The following is a 17221-nucleotide window of genomic DNA, read 5'->3' on the forward strand; positions in this document are numbered from 1 at the left end:
TCCTTACCGAAGACTTACCACTGACCCCTCTGCCTCGGGGAGAGGGTGAAAATTACAGATATCTACTTCTCTCAGCCCTCCAGGACAGGAGGAGATCTTGAGAAGATTCCACATTCACAATTCCGAATTCTTCGCCGCCCTCCACCAGGGGATGGCAAAGCGTTCGATGATTCCAATTGATGCGAACAGGCCAACTCCCATCACGGACAGGATCGCGATTGCGGCGAACACCCGCTCGGTCAGGAACTGCGGCTTGGACCGGATCATCAGGTATCCCAGTCCCTCGCTCGAACCGACCCACTCGCCGATCACCGCTCCAATTACGCTTACCGCTATCGCTACCCGCATCCCGCTGAACAGGTAGGGCAGGGACGTGGGGACCTGTACCTTGAAGAACACTTGGAGCCTGTTGGCACCGAGCGTTCGCATGAGGTTGACCATGTCGCGGTCCACCGACTTCAGACCGTCCACCATGTTGACCACGATGGGGAAGAAGCTGATGAGCGCGACGACGATCACCTTTGGCGCAAGTCCGTACCCGACCCAGATCAGCAGCATCGGCGCGATTACGATTATCGGTATGGTCTGGGATGCGATAACGAACGGGTAGATGGCGCGCTCCAGCGTCCTGGACAGTCCAATTGCTGTCGCCAGGAGTACCCCGCTCGCAAGCGCAAGCCCGAATCCCACGATTATCTCGGACAGGGTTACACGCGTGTGCCTCCACAGAAGGCCGGCGTCGTTGTACAGGGCTGTCCCGATGTCAGAAGGCGCGGGGAGCAGCCATGTCTGCACGTCGAAGACCCGAACGTACATCTCCCATGCGACAAGAATTGCCACCACGATGAGAAGTGAAGGCAGCCATTGTCGTATCGCCCGGTCCAGCGAGCCTGCGAGAGATCCCGTGTCCTGATGTCCGGCCTGGCGCGTGTGTTGGACCTCGGCGCTCATGGATGGGCCCCCTCAGTGGCCTCTTCCCTGATAGAGGTCAGAAGCGTCGACTTCATGGCCATGAACTCCGCCGTGGAAATCACGTCCATGCTGCGTGGCCTCGGCAGGTCGACACGCTGCACCATCTTCATACTGCCCGGACGCGCGGTCATCACATAGACGCGGTCGGAGAGGAGGATGGCTTCATCCACGTCGTGGGTGACTAGGATGATGGTCTTCCGCATCGATTCCCATAGCCCGGTGACCCACTGGTGGATCTGCGTCCTGTTGAGCGCGTCCAGCGCGCCGAACGGCTCGTCGAGCAGAAAAACCTCCTGGTCGGCCAGGACTGTGCGGAGGAATGCAGCACGCTGCCGCATCCCTCCCGACAGCTCGTGGGGGTAGGCGTTCTCGAACCCCTCGAGCCCGAATCTGCCGAGGTGCTGCCTCGCTCGGTCACTGGCGTCCCTCCTGGAAACACCCTGCAACTCGAGTCCGAGAATAGCGTTGTCCATGACGCTTCGCCACGGCATCAGCAGGTCCTTCTGCTGCATGTAGCCGACAGAGCCCAGGCGCTGTCTGTCCTGGCTGCCGTGAAGCGTCACAGTTCCCGAAGTGGGGCTGTCGAGACCGGCGATGATGTTCAGGAGTGTGCTCTTGCCGCATCCCGATGGGCCAATTATGGAGACGAACTCACCTTCTTCGACGTGGAAGTTGACGTCTCTCAATACCGGGAGCGGCTGAGAGTCCCGCTCCATCTCCCTGGAGAGAAGTTGGACCTCGATGGCATAGTCAGCCGGCTGAAGCGTCTGGGCTCCAGTAGTGCTGCTGTCTGTTTTGCCTGATGTCAACATCGACCCAAATGAAAAACGCCCACTCTGTCTGGGTGGGCGGTGCATATGGTCGACGGGCTGTGCCACGATCCCTACGCTGGCATTATCCAGATCAGGTTCGAAGGGGTCGACAGCGTTTCGGCTGCCCTCTCAGCCTGGCGTTTTCCAAGCTCCCCCGGGGCTGTATTTTGTGTTGCGCGCAAGTCTAACCGGGCAACTGGTGTATGTCAAACCAGAAGTGGACATCCCAACCTGGCGTGGTAGGAGGGTCCACTTGCGACTGCCAAAGCTATCTCCTTAGAATGAGACTACACATCAGTACATGGATGGCCTATCTGCATTGGGAACCGAGTAGCTTCCTTCAGATTCATAACCGCGACAACTATCTAGCCTCTCGCGTGCCCGGTCCGGGGCGCAGCGAGAGGCTGTTGTGTGTTCCGGGCTGGTGTTCCACTCTTTCTTCACTTCGAACCATCGCCTGACTCGCATGTGCCACGCAGCATCAGAGCAGGCAAATTAGGAGACGACACATGGCACTTCAATCAGATCAGGACCTCGCCTACCTGCGCGAGAGGATCAGACACTCCACCGCCCACGTTATGGCCGACGTGGTCACAGCGATGTTTCCTGACGCCAAGCTGGCCATCGGCCCGCCGACTGAAGACGGCTTCTACTATGACTTCATGATCGACAGTCCGTTCACACCTGAGGACCTCGATGAGATCGAGCGGCGGATGCGCGTGGTGATCTCCGAAGACCACACCTTCGAGTACGCGGAGTACTCTCGCGAGCAGATGAACGAAATGAACTCAGACGAGCCTCTCAAGCTGGAGGTGATCGCCGAGATCCCCGAGGGTGAAGCGATCTCGACCTACACGCACCGGGACTTCGAGGACCTCTGCGCAGGTCCCCACGTCGAGTCCACGGGCCGCATCCCTGCCTTCAAGCTGCTGAACGTCGCAGGCGCCTACTGGCGCGGGGACGAGAACCGTCCCATGCTCCAGCGAATCTATGGCACGGCCTTCGAGTCCCAGGAAGCGCTCGACGAGCATATGGAACGACTTGAGCAGGCGAGGCTGCGCGATCACAGGACGGTCGGGCGCGACCTGGACCTCTTTTCTGTCCACGACGAGACTGGACCAGGTCTCATCATCTGGCATCCAAAAGGATCCCGTGTTCGTGGACTCGTCGAAGACCTGTGGAAGCAGGAGCACTACCGCTGGGGATACGACCTTGTTTACACGCCACACATCGGGCGCTCCACGCTCTGGGAGACCAGCGGCCACCTCGAGAACTTCAAGGAGAACATGTTCGCCGCAATGGACATGGAAGGGCAGGACTACTACCTGAAGCCCATGAACTGCCCGTTCCACATCATGTACTACCGCAGTGGCCTGCGCAGCTACCGAGACCTCCCGATGCGAATCGGGGAGCTGGGATCGGTTTATCGCTTCGAACGCGGCGGCACTCTCCATGGGATGCTGCGCGTCAGGGGAATGACCCAGGACGATGCCCACATATTCTGCCGGCCCGACCAGATCGTGGCCGAAGTGAACGGCGTCCTGGATCTCACGTTCCACCTGTTGGATATGTTCAACTTCACCGACTACTCGGTCATGCTCTCGACCCGCCCTGATAAGGCGGTCGGCTCCGAGGAGGAGTGGGAGGTAGCCACCAGCTCGCTGAGGTCTACTCTCGAAGATCGCGGCATGCCCTACGAGGTTGAGGAGGGTGGGGGAGCCTTCTACGGTCCCAAGATAGACGTACACATCAGGGATGCCATCGGACGTCTCTGGCAGTGCACGACCGTCCAGTTCGACTTCAACCTGCCTCGCAGGTTCGGACTGACCTACATCGGCGCCGACGGCGCTGAGCATCAGCCGTACATGGTCCATCGTGCTCTCTTCGGCTCTATGGAACGGTTTATGGGTGTGCTGATAGAGCACTTCGGCGGCGCATTCCCGACCTGGCTCGCGCCAGTTCAGGCCTCGATCATCCCGATCGCGGACAGGCATCACGAATACGCCGAGGCCGTCCGAAGTACCCTGGCCGACGCGGGCGTTCGCGCCGAGACGGACCTTCGCAACGAGCGCATGGGTTTCAAGATCCGTGAATCCCAGGTGCAGAAGGTGCCATACATGCTTATTGTTGGAGACCGCGAAATCGCTGCGGACGCAGTCGGTGTCCGCCTCCGCTCCGGGGAGGACCTTGGCGCAACTCCTGTCTCCGAACTAGTCGACAGAATCGTCGAAGAAACTAAATCAAGGTCCGGCTGAGCGCGGGCACGCTTCAGGCACCCCATTCCGGGCCGGGATTTTGCAGTACAGTAGTCTGGCGCCTTGTTGCCGGTTCGCATCGTGTGTGCTATATTCTGTAAAACTCAGGTGGGCGCCTGAGCTAATGTCATTTTGAGAAAGTGTAAGAAAGAGGTGTCAGGATACCCCCAAGGGACTACAGAGCCAACGAGCAGATAAGAATTCCGCAGGTCCGCGTCATCGACGAGGAGGGCACCCAATTGGGTGTAATGGCTACTCGCGAGGCGCTCGCGATTGCAGACGAAAGAGGATACGACCTCGTTGAGGTCGCTCCCGCCGCGCAACCGCCAGTCTGTCGCCTCATGGACTTTGGAAAGTTCAAGTACGAGGCCACACGCAAGGAGCGCGAAGCGCGCAAAGCTCGCAGGGCCAAGCCCACCAACGAGCTGCGCGAGGTGCGGATGAAAACTCGAATCGGTGAGCATGATCGCCTTGCCAAGACCCGGCTTGTGAAGCGCCTGCTCGGTCAGGGTTCGAAGGTCAAGGTCTCGGTAATGTTCCGGGGTCGCGAAAACGATCATCCAGAGATTGGAATGGCGTTGCTGCGAAAGGTTGCCGAAGCTCTTGTTGATGATGCAGCCCTGGAGAGTACTCCCAGATTCGAGAGCAGGAGAATGCTCTCGATGGTAGTGACACCCATAGCGCCGCCTGCTCAGGGCGAGCAGCGGTCTGAACGTCAACCGGAGAAGGTTAGTGCCTAAACTAAAGACACACAAAGGCGCCAAGCGCCGGTTCAGAATCACCGGCACTGGCAAGCTGGTCAGAATGAAGGGACATAGAAGTCACCTTCGGCGCAAGAAGTCCGCCAGGTCGAAGCGCCTCTTCGCCAAGAAGATCGAAGCGAGCCCGTCCGACGTTAAGATGTTGAAGCGCGCGCTTCCCTACGGTCTTCGCTAACTGCTAGAATTCCTAGTCGGGCCCGAATTCCACACCGCCCCTCCTTAGTGCAGGGGCGGTTGTATGTCTGAGCAGAGAGGGAACTACATTGACGCGAATCAAGCGCGGCGTTACAAAGCGAAAGCGTCACAAGAAGATACTCAAGATGACCAAGGGTCATCAGGGTGGACGACACACGCTGTTCAGGCAAGCCAATGAGTCCATGCTCCATGCCTGCCGCGAGCGCAAGGGCGATATGCGAAAGCTGTGGAACATCAAGATCAACGCTGCCGCCCGCGCCAATGGCATGACCTACAGCACCCTAATCCACGGTCTCAGGCAAGCCGGTGTCGAAGTCAACCGCAAGATGCTTGCCGACGTCGCCATGCAGGACCCGGGTGGTTTCACACAGATCGTCGAGACCGCCAGGCAGCACGTCGAAGCGGCCTGACGGCAGCCGGAGCCTTACTTCCCCTCTCCGCTTACTGGAGAAGCCTCCTGACGTCCTGAACGATCTCCTCCGGACTTAACGGAGACGTAAACACCACGCGTCTACTTCCCCCCCTGTCGATCAGGAAGACCGGGGCCGAGTGGATGACCAGGTATCGCTCTGTAATCGCCGCGCTCAGGGCATCTATCGCCCCTCTCGGCTCAGGAGTTGCCACCTGCACGCCGGAATCTTCGGCGTAGGGATCTACGAAGTAGCTCTCCCAGATGGGCTCAAGCGTCTCGCGGTCGCCTACCAGGTACTGCCACTCCTCCTCGATCTTCCATCGCCTGAGGTAGTCCTGGGCAGCTTCAACCGTGTCGCGTTCGGGATCAACGCTTATGGCCACGAACTCGACGCCACTTCCGTCATCAGCCAACTGGTCCTGGACGTCTCTGAGCTGCGAGGTGATGATCGGACAAACGTCGGGGCAGTACGTGTACAGGAATGTGAGGACGACGACCCGGTCCTGAAAACTCTCCAGGCTGATGGCTTGGCCGATCTGGTTGGTCAGATCGAATGGAGGAGAGGGTTCGGCGCCCTTGAGGACAGTACCGTTGAATTCAGGTTCGGACTGATCGTCGCTGCACCCGCCGAGCAAGACCAGGGTCCCGACGGCGAGGAAAATCGCCATGCCAATCCTGTATCCTAAGTCGCGTTGTGGACGATTGGCGCGACCTGACACATTGATCGGGGCGCTTGTCAGGTCCAGTGGTACGGGTTACTCCGCCGGCTCGTTTCGAGTGAGCAGGTAGGCGACTATAGGGACGCCGAACACCAGCGCAGACCCGAGAATTATGACTGAAAATATTCCGATCGTTTCATCGAGAACGATAAAGAGTGTGCCGAGTCCCCCACCATATAGAGCGATCAAGAAGATCGCGAGGAACGGGAATAGTAGGGAGAATTTAAACTCTTTGCTCATGTAGGGGTCTCCTCCAGTCCGGGAGCTCCGTTTTCAAGATAGTCCATGCGTTTTCTGCGGTTGGCCTGGCGCATCCTCTCCTCTTCGCCATACCAGCGGTAAAACGTCACCACCAGCAGACCGAGGAAGAGCAGCCCGCCTCCGATCTTCATAATGATCGCGCCGATCTGCTGATCGGTCAGGGTAGAGAACATTGTGATCCGAGGTGCGTCCACGTAGTGCTGGTACAGTGGCTGCCCTGCGAACGTCAATGCGCCGAACACGATTATCTGCGCGACTGACAGCCCGAACAGGTACATCATCTGCATCGGATAAGACACCCTCGGCAGTTCCGCCATGGTGCTCGTGAGGGGCCACCACATGACCATCGCCGTCGAAATCATCATCATGTGCTCAACGACGTGGACTATGTTGTTCGACAGGGACGCGTTGTAAAGCGCTGGAATATGCCATAGAGAGAATACGAGGTTGAACGCGAGAAACGCCGCGATCGGGTGCGTGATGGTACGCGCCGTCCGAAATGCCCAGTTGGGCCGAAGTAGTGGTCGGATCAACCAGTGGGGAAGTCCACGAATCAGGAGCGGTGGCGCCACCAGTGTCAGAAGCACGTGCTGGAGCATGTGGATGCTGAACAGGTAGTTGTCGCTGATCACATTGATCGGTGAGACCAGTGCGACGAACAGCACCAGAACGCCGAGCGTGAAAGTCGCAACTTGCCGCGGGTCCACGTAGTCTGCCCAGTTGTTGCGTTCCCTGAGCGGGCCCACACCGAGCAGGTACAGGCCCTCTATGGCCACGAGCAGGACTATCGACTCGGGTTCGGCCTGCCATGTAGTCCACAGCGACCCGGTGCCGAGTCCCATCCCTCATCTCCTTCCACTGCCGCCATCGCGAGCTATGCTGCCTAAGCACTTTCGGCCTGACCTTTATCTTAGAGCAGGAACCAACCGAACAGCGCCATGAGCGCGAATACGACGCCAGTAGCGACCATCATGCCGAAGAAGAACATTCCGGTGAAAATCTTCGAGTCGAACTTCAGGTGCATGTAGTACATCACAACGAGGGCGAACTTGCCGATGGACAGTACTGCCAGGATAGGAATGATCCCGTAACTCAAACCAGTGATGTAGAAGATCCCGACCTCGATCGCCGTCAGGACCGACAGAATCATCGCAACCTTGAAGTATGTTGACGGCGTAGGGTGACCGGTATGTGCGGCGTCTCCCCCGTGTTCGTCGACCTGAATGTTCTCCTGGCTCATTCCTTCCCCCGAGATGTTTGCAACCGTCAAGTGTGCAGGAACTTAGAGATCCAACTGCGTCAATGCGCCGCGTCTGTGGGTACTACCCCTGGGAAGCCCTCGAATACACCGAACAGGTAGACGACCGTGAAAATCACGATCCATACGATGTCTACGAAGTGCCAGTACAGTGCAGCGAGGTCAACGTCGAGATTCTTTTCTGCGGTAACGCCACCCTTCCTGAACGAGTGGAAGAGAATCGATAGAAGCCAGATGACTCCGAGCGTTACGTGCGCCCCGTGGAAACCAGTCAGCGTAAAGAATGTTGTACCGAACAGGTTCGTTCTTGGTGTGAGGCCGTGGACCGCAAAGTCCCGGAACTCGAAAACCTGGAATGCGAGGAAGGTCGTGCCCATGATGGCCGTCGCTGCCAACCAGATGCGGAACGCCTTGAGGTTGCCACGTGTCAGCCATGCGTAGGCCAACACCATGCTCATCGAGCTCATCAGCAGTACGAAAGTGCTTACCGAGGTGACGGGGATGTCGAAGACATCGATAGGGTAGGGGCCGACCAGGCTCTTGCCCTTATACACCAGGTAAGTGGCAATCAGGGTACCGAAGAACATGCAGTCCGAGCCCAGGAAGGCCCACATCAGGAGCTTCCTGTGATTCAGGCCAGTTGTCGTTGGTTCATGCTCGCCGTGAACGGCGGTAGCTTGTGCCACTTAAGTAGCCTCCGTGCTGTTAGTGGGCCGCGGCGTGCTCACCGTCCGGCTCAGGGTCATTGACCGGCTCGAACGACCAGCGGTAGACAGACACCATGCCGATCACGACGCCGAGTACCGTTGCCGTAAGCGCAGTCCAGTTCAGTGTCCTGATGCCGGCAGCATCCACGTTCATCAGATAGACAAGGCCAAACCCGGCTATGAAAAGTCCGAGCGATACGAAGAACGGCCAATACGATGGCTGCGGCAGGTGAATGTCGTGGTGCTCTTCTTCCTCATCGGAAGCTCCCGCGACAACGGGCACCTCAGTAGCCTCTCGCTGGCGCCGCTGCTTCTCTTCCCACCAGTCGTCTCGGTCCTGTACGTTTGGAATCTCAACGAAGTTGTACTCGGGCGGAGGCGACGGAATCGACCACTCGAGCGTCCGTCCGTCCCACGGGTCTGCCCCTGCGAGTTCGCCCTTCGTCCAGCTCTTCCACATGTTGTAGATGAAGAACAGGAACCCGATCGCTAGCATGAACGCGCCTAATGTCGATACCAAGTTCCAGAAGTCCCATCCCATCCCGCTGTAGTACGTATAGATCCGGCGGGGCATTCCATCGAGACCGGTGAAGTGCATCGGGAAGAACGTGACGTTTTGCCCAATGAACATCAGCCAGAAGTGGATCTGGCCCAGCTTCTCGTTGTACATGCGTCCCGTAAGCTTCGGGTACCAGTAGTAGACGCCCGACAGGATGGCGAAGATAGCCCCTCCAAAGAGGACGTAGTGAATGTGGGCAACAATGAAATAGGTGTCCTGCTGCTGGGCGTCCGACGCGGCAATGGCGTGCATGACGCCGCTGATACCGCCAATAACGAACATGGACACAAACGCGATTGCGAATAACATGGGGGTCTTCAGGTTCAGAGAACCTCCCCACATGGTTCCCATCCAGTTGAACACTTTGATGCCTGTCGGCACCGCTATCATCATGGTGGTTACCGCGAAGACCGAGTTGGCTACCGGGCCAAGTCCCACCGTGAACATGTGGTGGCTCCAGACCATCCAGCCCATGAAGGCGATGATGACGCCCGCCAGCACGATGGTCGGATACCCAAACAGGGGCTTCTTCGAGAACACGGGTAAGACCTCTGAGACGATACCCATGGCCGGTAATATCAAGATATACACTTCAGGGTGTCCAAATACCCAGAATAGGTGCTGCCATAGCACCGGGTTAGCGCCGGCGACGACATTGAAGAAGTTCATGCCAAAGGCACGGTCGAACAGGAGTTCGATCAGGGCCACGGTGATGACCGGGAAGGCCAGCACCAGCAGTATTGCTGTCACCAGTGTCATCCAGGTGAACAGCGGCATTCGCATCAGGCTCATGCCCGGAGCCCGCATGTTTACTATCGTCACAATGAAGTTGAACGAGGCCGCCAGTGAGGCAACGCCCAGCACCTGCAGGGCTACGATCCAGACGTCTATGCCGTGTCCCGTGTTGTAGGTGATCCCGGTAAGCGGGGAGTATCCGAACCAGCCACCATTGGGCGCGGCGTGTGTAAACCAGCTCAACTTGAGAATCAGGGCGCCGGCCAGGAACGTCCAGTAGCTGAAGGCATTGAGACGCGGGAACGCGACGTCACGCGCTCCTATCTGCAGTGGGATTACGAAATTGAAGAATGCCGCAGACAGTGGCATCACGCCAAGGAAGATCATGGTCGTGGCGTGCATTGTGAACAGCTGGTTGAATATCTCAGGCGTGACGAGGTTCTGCTCCGGCCTCATCAACTGGACGCGAATGATCATCGCCTCGATGCCGCCTGAGAAGAACATCAGGAACGCTGTGACGCCGTACAGAACGCCTATCTTCTTGTGATCGATTGTCGTCAACCAGTCCCAGATCCCCGAGGGGTGGACTGGCCTTGGAATCGCTAGGGGAATGGTCGTCATCCAGTTCCTCCGAACATTTGCGTCACAGGTGCTGCCCTTTACTTCAGGCTGGAGACGTAGGCAACCAGGGCGGACAGTTCAGCTTCCGTCAACGTGTTGGCTGGGTCGATATATGGCGCACCTCGCCGGGCCATAATGTTGCCCGTCTTGGCCGCCTCGGGATCTTCAATCCAGGTCCTGAGGTTGCGCTGGAAAATAGCGTCGTTCACCTGGCCGTCTTCGCCAAGGTTGTCAAAGACACCGGCCGCGAGCTGCGATCGGCTGGCTACGTGTGTCAGGTTCGGGCCGTCGCGTCCGGGAGTACCCTTGGCGACAACCGAATCGGTCGCGTGGCAGCCGCTGCACCCGGCGCTTGCGCTCGAGAACAGTTTCCTGCCCTCCGATATCAGCGGGTCCTGCGATTCAATCGCAGGCGATGCCTGGAATCTGAGCCATTCGTCGAATTCCTCGCGGGTTACTACGAACACCTTGAAACGCATGTTGGCATGCTGCACGCCACAGAATTCAGCGCACTGGGCGTAGTACTCCCCCGTTCGGTCGGCCTTGATCCACATGGTGTTGTCATTTCCTGGCACCATATCGACTTTGCCGGCAATTTTGGGAATCCAAAAGCTGTGGATCACGTCGATGGAGTCCAGATTGACGTTCACGACCTCGTCCACAGGCATATAGAGGTCGTTGGCAAATACGATCTCCTTCGTGGGATCGTCGGGATGAGGATATCGGAACTCGAACCACCACTGGTGGCCGATAGCCTCCACCGTCAACGCGTGCGGCTCAGGGGAGACCTGGTTATCAAAAATTGTGAAGACGGTCGGAATGGCTACGACGATGAGCAGGGCAGTCGGAGCGGCTGTCCAGGCGAACTCCAGAGTATGGTTGCCTTCGGTCTGCGTCGGCATTTCGTCCGCTCTTCGCCTGCGGAACTTTATGACTGAGTAGATGAGGGCGCCTTCAACCAGGATGAATACAACCGTGCCTGCTCCCAGAATGATCCAGAACAGGTTCAACTGCGACTGGGCGACTGGCCCCAGCGCATCGAAAGTGGACTGCGGATTGTTGGGCGTGCAACCGAACACGAGCGTCAGCAGGGCAATGCCGATCAGGATCCTACCGCGCTTTAACACTCTGGACATATTCCGGGTATCCCTCTGACTGGTGTCTGTTTTCTCAGAAATGGCTTGTGACACCGATTGTAAAATCTATCAAAGCACCCTATGGCAGTCAAGGATTTCAGGCAAGGGTTGAACGCCCTTCCTGACTCCGTTTACTGAAGCGTGTTCAGACTCGTTTCTAGCTACCATAACCGGTGCCTTATACATTCTTTCGAACTCTCCATCACACGGCCACCACGCTGTCGACCATCATGATGACGAACAGCAATGCGAGGTAGGCAAGCGAGTAGAGATAAGTGGACTTGGCTCCTTCGATCCCTGGCCTGCGCATCAGCCTGTAGGCTGAGTAGATGAAACCTGCTCCCAGGGTCAGCGAACCCGCGAAGTATACCCATCCAACCGCCTGGGTGGTGAAGAACATTGAGGTGAGCGCAACTAACAGGACTGTGTACAGCAGGATGGACCTTTTAGTCTCACTGACTCCGGCGACTACAGGCAGCATGGGAACCCCGGCCTGCGAGTAGTCGTCCTTGATAATCAGCGACAGCGCCCAGAAGTGCGGCGGGGTCCAGAAGAACACGATTGCAAACATGTACAGCGCCGGCAGATCCAGGCTGCCTGTGACTGCGACCCATCCAACCATCGGAGGGATAGCACCTGCCGCGCCCCCGATGACGATGTTCTGCGGAGTGCTCCTCTTCAGGGTCATGGTGTATACAAACACGTAGAAGAGCGTTGCTGAAAGCGTAAGTACAGCGCTGAGCGGATTCGCGAGCAATGCCAGGATCGCGAATGCAACTACGTTCAGTCCTATGCCGAACCACATCGCGTTGACTGGTGGGATGGTGCCGCTCGCGACCGGGCGGGTCGCGGTCCGGGTCATTAGCTGGTCTATATCTCGGTCGAGGAAGTGATTGAGAGCGTTTGCTCCTCCGGCAGCGAGCGCGCCGCCTGCCAGGACGACGACCGTCAGCAGGGGATCGGGAGCTCCTTTGGAAGCAACGAACATCCCGCCCAGAGCCGTGAAGACCAGGAGGGATATGATCCTGGGCTTCGTGAGCGTCACGTAGGCCCGCAGTATTGACTGCGATCTCCTGACTGTTACTGCCATGGTTGCCATTGAGTATTCTCGACTAGGCTTGCTGGAACCGCAGCGCTGTGGCTGCAGTAACCGTCTTCTGCTGAGGCAGGTAGATAAGCCCGACCATAGTCACCAGTGCCGCCCAGACAAGCGTTGCGACGCTCAGGTGGACGGCCTTGAAGTCCGCTCCGAACTTCGTCCATATCACTGCTGCGCCGACAATTATCTGTATCGCAAATACCAGAATGACAGCCAGTGCCGCGAGCCGCGCGGGAGGGTTGTCCTGGAAATTACGTATCACGTGCCACGCCGCGGCCAGAACGATAAGCCCGACCAGGGCGGCGATGTAGCGGTGCCCCATGTGTATCAAATAGGCCGCCGCATCTGACGGCCAGAAGCTGCCTCTGCAGAGGGGCCAAGTAGCGCATGATGTCCCGGCCCCGTAGCCGACCATGTACGATCCCGACAGAATAAGCATGAATGCGCCAACTATTGCCGCGATTACCAGATTCCGGGTAGTCGCGCCGGGCTTTGCCACAGCGGACTCGTTTTCGGCACGGCTGACGCTCCATCCCCCTATCGCGGCGACAATCAGGGAAGCTAGGAGCATCTCGGCTATTCCGAGGTGAAACAGCACCACCCACCATTCAAGCTCGGTGAGCACGGTGACACCGCCCAATATGGCAGCGACGACCACCAGCACGAGTGCCGCGATCGAACTGCCGATGACAACCCGGTTTTCGCGGAATTGCAGCCATGCCAGAACTGCTGTACCCAATACGAACAGACTGAGAACAGATGCTGACAATCGATGACTGTACTCGATCATGGTGGGCACGCTGAATGGGGGAATGATCTGACCATAGCAAAGAGGCCAATCGGGACAACCCAGACCAGAGTTTGTGACCCTCACCACTCCTCCCAGGGTGACCTGTCCAAACGCCGCTACCACCGCGGCAACCACCACTACGCGGAAGATGATCTGTGCCCTCTCGCTCGACATCATCGTCTCTAGCGGCCTGCGACAGGGCTACTGGGGGTGGCGGCAGAAGGTGCCGAATGTGCAATATTTCACGAACGAAATGGTAGCACAGGCTATTACTAGCGTCAATCCAATAGTCAGTGCAGAATACATGCACCTGACAGGGCTTTTCTTGACTGCTATCGACAGTCGTAACTAGAATTAGCCAGCCTGACCGACGACCGGTTCTGGCTTACCTAAAGACTCTGGCCCGCTAGCTCAATTCGGCAGAGCAACTGACTCTTAATCAGTAGGTTCTCGGTTCGAGTCCGAGGCGGCTCGTGGAGCGTCTCACTAATCGTACAGGAAGCTTCCTTCCTGTTCTGATACACTCCGGCGAACGCTCTGAAGGTTGCAACTCCGTCATCGGGGAGTTCAACCGAGGGTCCACTTCTGTGCATCTGACATGCGGGGGATAGCATGTTCGACCACCTGGAAATCAGGAACTTCAAGTCCGTCGAGCACGTTGATCTGAACTGTCGGAGAGTCAACGTACTCATCGGAAAGCCGAACACGGGCAAGTCCAATATCCTGGAATCGCTCGGGCTGATCTCCTATGTGGGCCACTCCAGTCGAGGAGGCAGCCTGGATTCTTTTGTCAGATGTGATGACCTCAGCAATCTCTTTCACGGCGGTCTTCTCGGACGGTCTATCGAGATCGCTCTCCATAGGTCACGTCTCCTTGGGGGAGAGCTTCGAATTCAGGAGCGAGTCGGACTGGTCCTCGGGTATGTCAACGGCAGGTTCAAGGGTGGCGTTGGCGAGGAGGGCCTGATACGTGAGCGCGGTACTGAACCGATTCGCACACCGGTCGAACCCAATGCGTACGCAATCATGGGCAACGGCCTGACTCTATCTGTCAGCCAGGGCGCAGATGCCCTTGGGATTGTCCCCACCTGCAAGTTCTACAGGTTTGCACCCCTGTTCACCTTCCCGGTCAAGGCCGGCGGATTCCTGTCACCTCCCTCAGGAGCCAATGTTCTGTCCCTGCTGCTCAGAGACAGTGACCTGGCTAATGAAGTGAATGCCCTATTCTCGGATAACGGCCTTAAGCTAGGCCTGAATGCTGAGGAGAACAGAATCGAGGTACTGACGGAGTATGGGAACTCCAGTTTCTCTCATCCCTACCATCTGACTTCGGAGCACCTGCAGAGGCTGGCGTTCCACATTGCCGCACTGAGAACGAATTCGGACTCGCTTGTCGTTCTGGAGGACCCCGAATGTTATCCGTATTCCAGCCAGTCACAGGACTTGGCAGAAAGCATTGCCCTCGACGACCGCGGTAATCAGTACTTTGTGTCGACACACAGTCCACAATTCCTGAAGTCATTGGTGGAGAAGACTTCTCCAGGGGACATCGCAGTGTTCATGACGAACTGCTATGACTACAGGACAAGGGTTACACAGGTCCCTCAGCATGACCTTGCAGTACTGACTCACGGAACCGATCTGCTGTCCAGCTTTGGGGCACTGCTCGAGACCGCATGACATCCTGCAGGGCTGGTGCTGAATTCCATTGCTCATCTGGACGAGTTGATACGTAGCAGTCCGGTCTCTGGTATGGCAACAGGACTCGGCGTCATTGGTTGCGGGAATGTCGAATTAAGAGCCTCGTAAGCGCGCGAGTTAGGAAGGTCACATATGCGATACGGATTTGCACTCCCGAAGAGCACCGACGGCGATGAGCTGGTCAAATTCGCCAAGGCCGTAGAAGACCTCGGGTTCGAGTCGGTCTGGGTGGGTGACCACATTGTCCTACCCGTAGATGAGACAGACCAGTACCCATACACTCCGGATGGGCGTTTCGTTTCCAGACCCAACGACCCACAGCTCGACGCTTTCATAATCCTGAGTTACATCGCATCTTCCACCTCGACGATTGACATCGGAACAACCGTGGCGATCGTCCCCTATCGCAACCCGATACTCCAGGCAAAGATGTACGCGACGCTCGACGTGCTAACCGGCGGACGGGCAGTGTGCGGCGTTGGAGTCGGATGGCTGGAGAAGGAGTTCGACGTTCTCGGCGCCTCATATCCGGATCGAGGGCCGGTTACGGACGAGTATCTACAGATCTTCAGGACTCTCTGGACCGAGCAGGAGCCAGAGTTCCACGGTGAGCACTACGACTTCGACGGCATCTACTTCGCTCCCAAACCCGTGCGAGACGGCCACATTCCGATCTGGGTTGGCGGGCATACTCGCAGAGCAGTCAGGCGGACCGTCAAATATGGCGATGCCTGGCACCCGACCCGGCAGACCCCCGAGTTTGTCGCCCGCCACCTTCCCTATATGCGCGAGTACTCCGAGTCGATTGGAAGGGACCCATCGGAGATAACAATGTCTCTGAAGAGGACACTCCACTTCACTGACCTAGGGATCGACGAAGGGCCTGCCAACCGCTCCAACGGAGCGCTCATTGCGTCCACCGGCGAGGTCATCGAAGATGTCGGCGCCTGCAGGGAGATTGGTATAGATCAGTTGACGTTCGACTTCCGTACTCCCGACATCGATGACTGCATACGCACGATGGAGCACTTCGCCACGAGGGTGGCTCCAGCGGTGTGATGTCGGCCGACGAGGAGCAGGAACCCCTCCCGAAGAGCGAATTCAGGACCGCTTCCGAACCGCTGGAGCTTCTGCCGCTTCTCAAGCGCGTGTCGAGAGCGTTCTACCTGTCGATCCGGGTGCTCCCAAGCACCCTCAGGGAGCCAGTTGGGCTCGCCTATCTGCTTGCCAGGGCGGCCGATACTATTACGGACACCGAGGCGTTGTCGCCGGAAGAGCGTCTCGGCGGTCTGCTGGCGTTTCGGGAAGTCGTTAGGTCCCGCCGAACAGATGGTGGCCGGCTGGATAACCTGGTCTCGTTGTCAGAGCATCAGCTTGCCGCAGCGGAATACCACCTGCTGGAATCAATTCCAAGTGCGATCGGTATGCTCTCCAATCTAAACGAGAACGACAGGTATCTCGTAACCAACATTGTGACCAGGCTTACGAACGGAATGGAGTTCGACCTGACCCGATTCCCGCCTGACGCTTCTGGACAGATGCGTTCACTGGAGAGTCGCAGCGAGCTGGACAGTTACACATACCTTGTCGCCGGGTGTGTTGGAGAATTCTGGACCCGAATCACGGTGACCCATACGGAGGCCCTTCGGAGTTGGGACCTGGAAGAGATGTCTGCGATCGGAGTGAGGTTCGGACAGGCCCTGCAGATGACGAACGTGCTTCGAGACTTGGCGGCGGACCTGCATTCAGGGCGATGCTATCTGCCAAGCGAGTGGCTGAGCGAGATTGGGCTTACTCCCCAGGACTTGACAGACCCGCGGATCGGCCTGGCTGCCAGGCCCGTCCTGGCGCGTGGCATTGAAGTTGCGCTCGACCACTTCTCGGAGGCCGAACGCTATTTGGTCGCCATTCCTCAATCGTGCGTCCGTCTTCGTCTCTCTGCGATATGGCCTTTGCTGATGGGACTGGCGACGCTCGAACGAGTCGTCCGAAGTCAATACTGGTTGAATCCGCGCGTCCGTCTAAAGGTGTCCAGATTGTGGGTCCTACGTATGATGGCCGCTTCGCTATTAGTAGTGCACTCTGACAGACTAGTGTCAATGTGGATACGGCGTCTTACGCGGCGTGTGCGACTTGAGGTCAACAGACCTTAGTCGGTGACGGGTCTGGTCCGGTTGACCGATGTCAGGCCCGCCAATAGAATTGGCCCGAATTTCCGCCACCCAGCC

18 protein-coding genes, 1 tRNA gene and 1 riboswitch are annotated in these 17221 nt (G+C 57.7%); of the genes, 8 read left to right on the forward strand and 11 right to left on the reverse strand.

Going from position 1 to position 17221, the window contains the following annotated elements:
• Nucleotides 1-114: 114 nt before the first annotated feature.
• Together J4G14_09755 and J4G14_09760 are read right to left on the reverse strand one after the other, a co-directional pair.
• The gene (locus J4G14_09755) at nt 115-951 is read right to left on the reverse strand and encodes an ABC transporter permease (protein ID MCE2458084.1); all 837 of its coding nucleotides are present in this window, start codon (nt 949-951) and stop codon (nt 115-117) included.
• Nucleotides 948-1784, reverse strand: coding sequence for an ABC transporter ATP-binding protein (locus tag J4G14_09760; GenBank protein MCE2458085.1), 837 nt, complete (start codon nt 1782-1784; stop codon nt 948-950). The genes J4G14_09755 and J4G14_09760 overlap by 4 nt, the downstream gene beginning before the upstream one ends.
• Nucleotides 1785-1833: 49 nt before the next feature.
• Nucleotides 1834-1950: riboswitch (TPP riboswitch) on the reverse strand.
• Between the two features lie 343 nt (nt 1951-2293).
• Here J4G14_09760 and J4G14_09765 point away from each other — a divergent pair.
• From J4G14_09765 to rplT, 4 genes are all read left to right on the forward strand, one after another.
• Nucleotides 2294-4039 carry a threonine--tRNA ligase gene (locus tag J4G14_09765; GenBank protein ID MCE2458086.1) on the forward strand — a complete coding sequence of 582 codons (1746 nt, stop codon included), beginning with the start codon at nt 2294-2296 and terminating at the stop codon, nt 4037-4039.
• A 161-nt stretch (nt 4040-4200) separates the two neighbouring features.
• The gene (gene infC / locus J4G14_09770; protein MCE2458087.1) at nt 4201-4779 is read left to right on the forward strand and encodes a translation initiation factor IF-3; all 579 of its coding nucleotides are present in this window, start codon (nt 4201-4203) and stop codon (nt 4777-4779) included.
• Nucleotides 4772-4975 carry a 50S ribosomal protein L35 gene (gene rpmI / locus J4G14_09775; GenBank protein MCE2458088.1) on the forward strand — a complete coding sequence of 68 codons (204 nt, stop codon included), beginning with the start codon at nt 4772-4774 and terminating at the stop codon, nt 4973-4975. Before infC ends, rpmI begins: the two co-directional genes overlap by 8 nt.
• Nucleotides 4976-5063: 88 nt before the next feature.
• Nucleotides 5064-5405 carry a 50S ribosomal protein L20 gene (rplT, locus tag J4G14_09780; protein MCE2458089.1) on the forward strand — a complete coding sequence of 114 codons (342 nt, stop codon included), beginning with the start codon at nt 5064-5066 and terminating at the stop codon, nt 5403-5405.
• 31 nt (nt 5406-5436) lie between these two features.
• On the opposite strand, the gene J4G14_09785 is transcribed toward rplT, so the two are convergent.
• From J4G14_09785 to J4G14_09825, 9 genes are all read right to left on the reverse strand, one after another.
• Entirely contained in the window at nt 5437-6075 is a 639-nt protein-coding gene (locus J4G14_09785; GenBank protein MCE2458090.1) for an SCO family protein, read from the reverse strand.
• A gap of 87 nt (nt 6076-6162) precedes the next feature.
• Nucleotides 6163-6366, reverse strand: a complete 204-nt coding sequence (locus J4G14_09790; protein ID MCE2458091.1) for a hypothetical protein — start codon at nt 6364-6366, stop codon at nt 6163-6165.
• Nucleotides 6363-7229, reverse strand: a complete 867-nt coding sequence (locus J4G14_09795) for a cytochrome c oxidase assembly protein (GenBank protein MCE2458092.1) — start codon at nt 7227-7229, stop codon at nt 6363-6365. The genes J4G14_09790 and J4G14_09795 overlap by 4 nt, the downstream gene beginning before the upstream one ends.
• A gap of 68 nt (nt 7230-7297) precedes the next feature.
• The gene (locus J4G14_09800; protein ID MCE2458093.1) at nt 7298-7627 is read right to left on the reverse strand and encodes a cytochrome C oxidase subunit IV family protein; all 330 of its coding nucleotides are present in this window, start codon (nt 7625-7627) and stop codon (nt 7298-7300) included.
• Nucleotides 7628-7686: 59 nt separating this feature from the next.
• Entirely contained in the window at nt 7687-8259 is a 573-nt protein-coding gene (locus J4G14_09805) for a cytochrome c oxidase subunit 3 (GenBank protein MCE2458094.1), read from the reverse strand.
• A 91-nt stretch (nt 8260-8350) separates the two neighbouring features.
• Nucleotides 8351-10267, reverse strand: a complete 1917-nt coding sequence (gene ctaD, locus J4G14_09810; GenBank protein ID MCE2458095.1) for a cytochrome c oxidase subunit I — start codon at nt 10265-10267, stop codon at nt 8351-8353.
• A 38-nt stretch (nt 10268-10305) separates the two neighbouring features.
• Entirely contained in the window at nt 10306-11403 is a 1098-nt protein-coding gene (gene coxB / locus J4G14_09815) for a cytochrome c oxidase subunit II (protein ID MCE2458096.1), read from the reverse strand.
• 202 nt (nt 11404-11605) lie between these two features.
• A complete protein-coding gene (locus J4G14_09820; protein MCE2458097.1) occupies nt 11606-12502 on the reverse strand; it encodes a heme o synthase in 897 nt (298 codons plus the stop codon).
• Nucleotides 12503-12515: 13 nt separating this feature from the next.
• The gene (locus tag J4G14_09825; protein MCE2458098.1) at nt 12516-13466 is read right to left on the reverse strand and encodes a heme A synthase; all 951 of its coding nucleotides are present in this window, start codon (nt 13464-13466) and stop codon (nt 12516-12518) included.
• Nucleotides 13467-13692: 226 nt separating this feature from the next.
• Between J4G14_09825 and J4G14_09830 the strand changes: the two genes are divergently transcribed.
• The 4 genes from J4G14_09830 (at nt 13693) to J4G14_09845 (ending at nt 17146) form a co-directional block, all read left to right on the forward strand.
• A tRNA-Lys gene (locus tag J4G14_09830) sits at nt 13693-13766 on the forward strand.
• A gap of 138 nt (nt 13767-13904) precedes the next feature.
• A complete protein-coding gene (locus J4G14_09835) occupies nt 13905-14972 on the forward strand; it encodes an AAA family ATPase (GenBank protein MCE2458099.1) in 1068 nt (355 codons plus the stop codon).
• A gap of 153 nt (nt 14973-15125) precedes the next feature.
• Entirely contained in the window at nt 15126-16052 is a 927-nt protein-coding gene (locus J4G14_09840; GenBank protein MCE2458100.1) for an LLM class F420-dependent oxidoreductase, read from the forward strand.
• A complete protein-coding gene (locus J4G14_09845) occupies nt 16052-17146 on the forward strand; it encodes a phytoene/squalene synthase family protein (protein ID MCE2458101.1) in 1095 nt (364 codons plus the stop codon). The genes J4G14_09840 and J4G14_09845 overlap by 1 nt, the downstream gene beginning before the upstream one ends.
• The last annotated feature ends 75 nt before the right edge of the window (nt 17147-17221 follow it).

Source organism: Dehalococcoidia bacterium, assembly GCA_021295915.1.
GTDB lineage: Bacteria > Chloroflexota > Dehalococcoidia > Lucifugimonadales > UBA1123 > VXRN01.

Bases quoted from the DNA above. Each gene is read 5' to 3' on its own strand.
- J4G14_09755 (MCE2458084.1), bottom strand. From the start codon at position 951: ATGAGCGCCGAGGTCCAACACACGCGCCAGGCCGGACATCAGGACACG.
- J4G14_09760 (MCE2458085.1), bottom strand. From the start codon at position 1,784: ATGTTGACATCAGGCAAAACAGACAGCAGCACTACTGGAGCCCAGACG.
- J4G14_09765 (MCE2458086.1), top strand. From the start codon at position 2,294: ATGGCACTTCAATCAGATCAGGACCTCGCCTACCTGCGCGAGAGGATC.
- J4G14_09785 (MCE2458090.1), bottom strand. From the start codon at position 6,075: ATGGCGATTTTCCTCGCCGTCGGGACCCTGGTCTTGCTCGGCGGGTGC.
- J4G14_09790 (MCE2458091.1), bottom strand. From the start codon at position 6,366: ATGAGCAAAGAGTTTAAATTCTCCCTACTATTCCCGTTCCTCGCGATC.
- J4G14_09795 (MCE2458092.1), bottom strand. From the start codon at position 7,229: ATGGGACTCGGCACCGGGTCGCTGTGGACTACATGGCAGGCCGAACCC.
- J4G14_09800 (MCE2458093.1), bottom strand. From the start codon at position 7,627: ATGAGCCAGGAGAACATTCAGGTCGACGAACACGGGGGAGACGCCGCA.
- J4G14_09805 (MCE2458094.1), bottom strand. From the start codon at position 8,259: ATGTGGGCCTTCCTGGGCTCGGACTGCATGTTCTTCGGTACCCTGATT.
- ctaD (MCE2458095.1), bottom strand. From the start codon at position 10,267: ATGACGACCATTCCCCTAGCGATTCCAAGGCCAGTCCACCCCTCGGGG.
- coxB (MCE2458096.1), bottom strand. From the start codon at position 11,403: ATGTCCAGAGTGTTAAAGCGCGGTAGGATCCTGATCGGCATTGCCCTG.
- J4G14_09820 (MCE2458097.1), bottom strand. From the start codon at position 12,502: ATGGCAACCATGGCAGTAACAGTCAGGAGATCGCAGTCAATACTGCGG.
- J4G14_09825 (MCE2458098.1), bottom strand. From the start codon at position 13,466: ATGTCGAGCGAGAGGGCACAGATCATCTTCCGCGTAGTGGTGGTTGCC.
- J4G14_09835 (MCE2458099.1), top strand. From the start codon at position 13,905: ATGTTCGACCACCTGGAAATCAGGAACTTCAAGTCCGTCGAGCACGTT.
- J4G14_09840 (MCE2458100.1), top strand. From the start codon at position 15,126: ATGCGATACGGATTTGCACTCCCGAAGAGCACCGACGGCGATGAGCTG.
- J4G14_09845 (MCE2458101.1), top strand. From the start codon at position 16,052: ATGTCGGCCGACGAGGAGCAGGAACCCCTCCCGAAGAGCGAATTCAGG.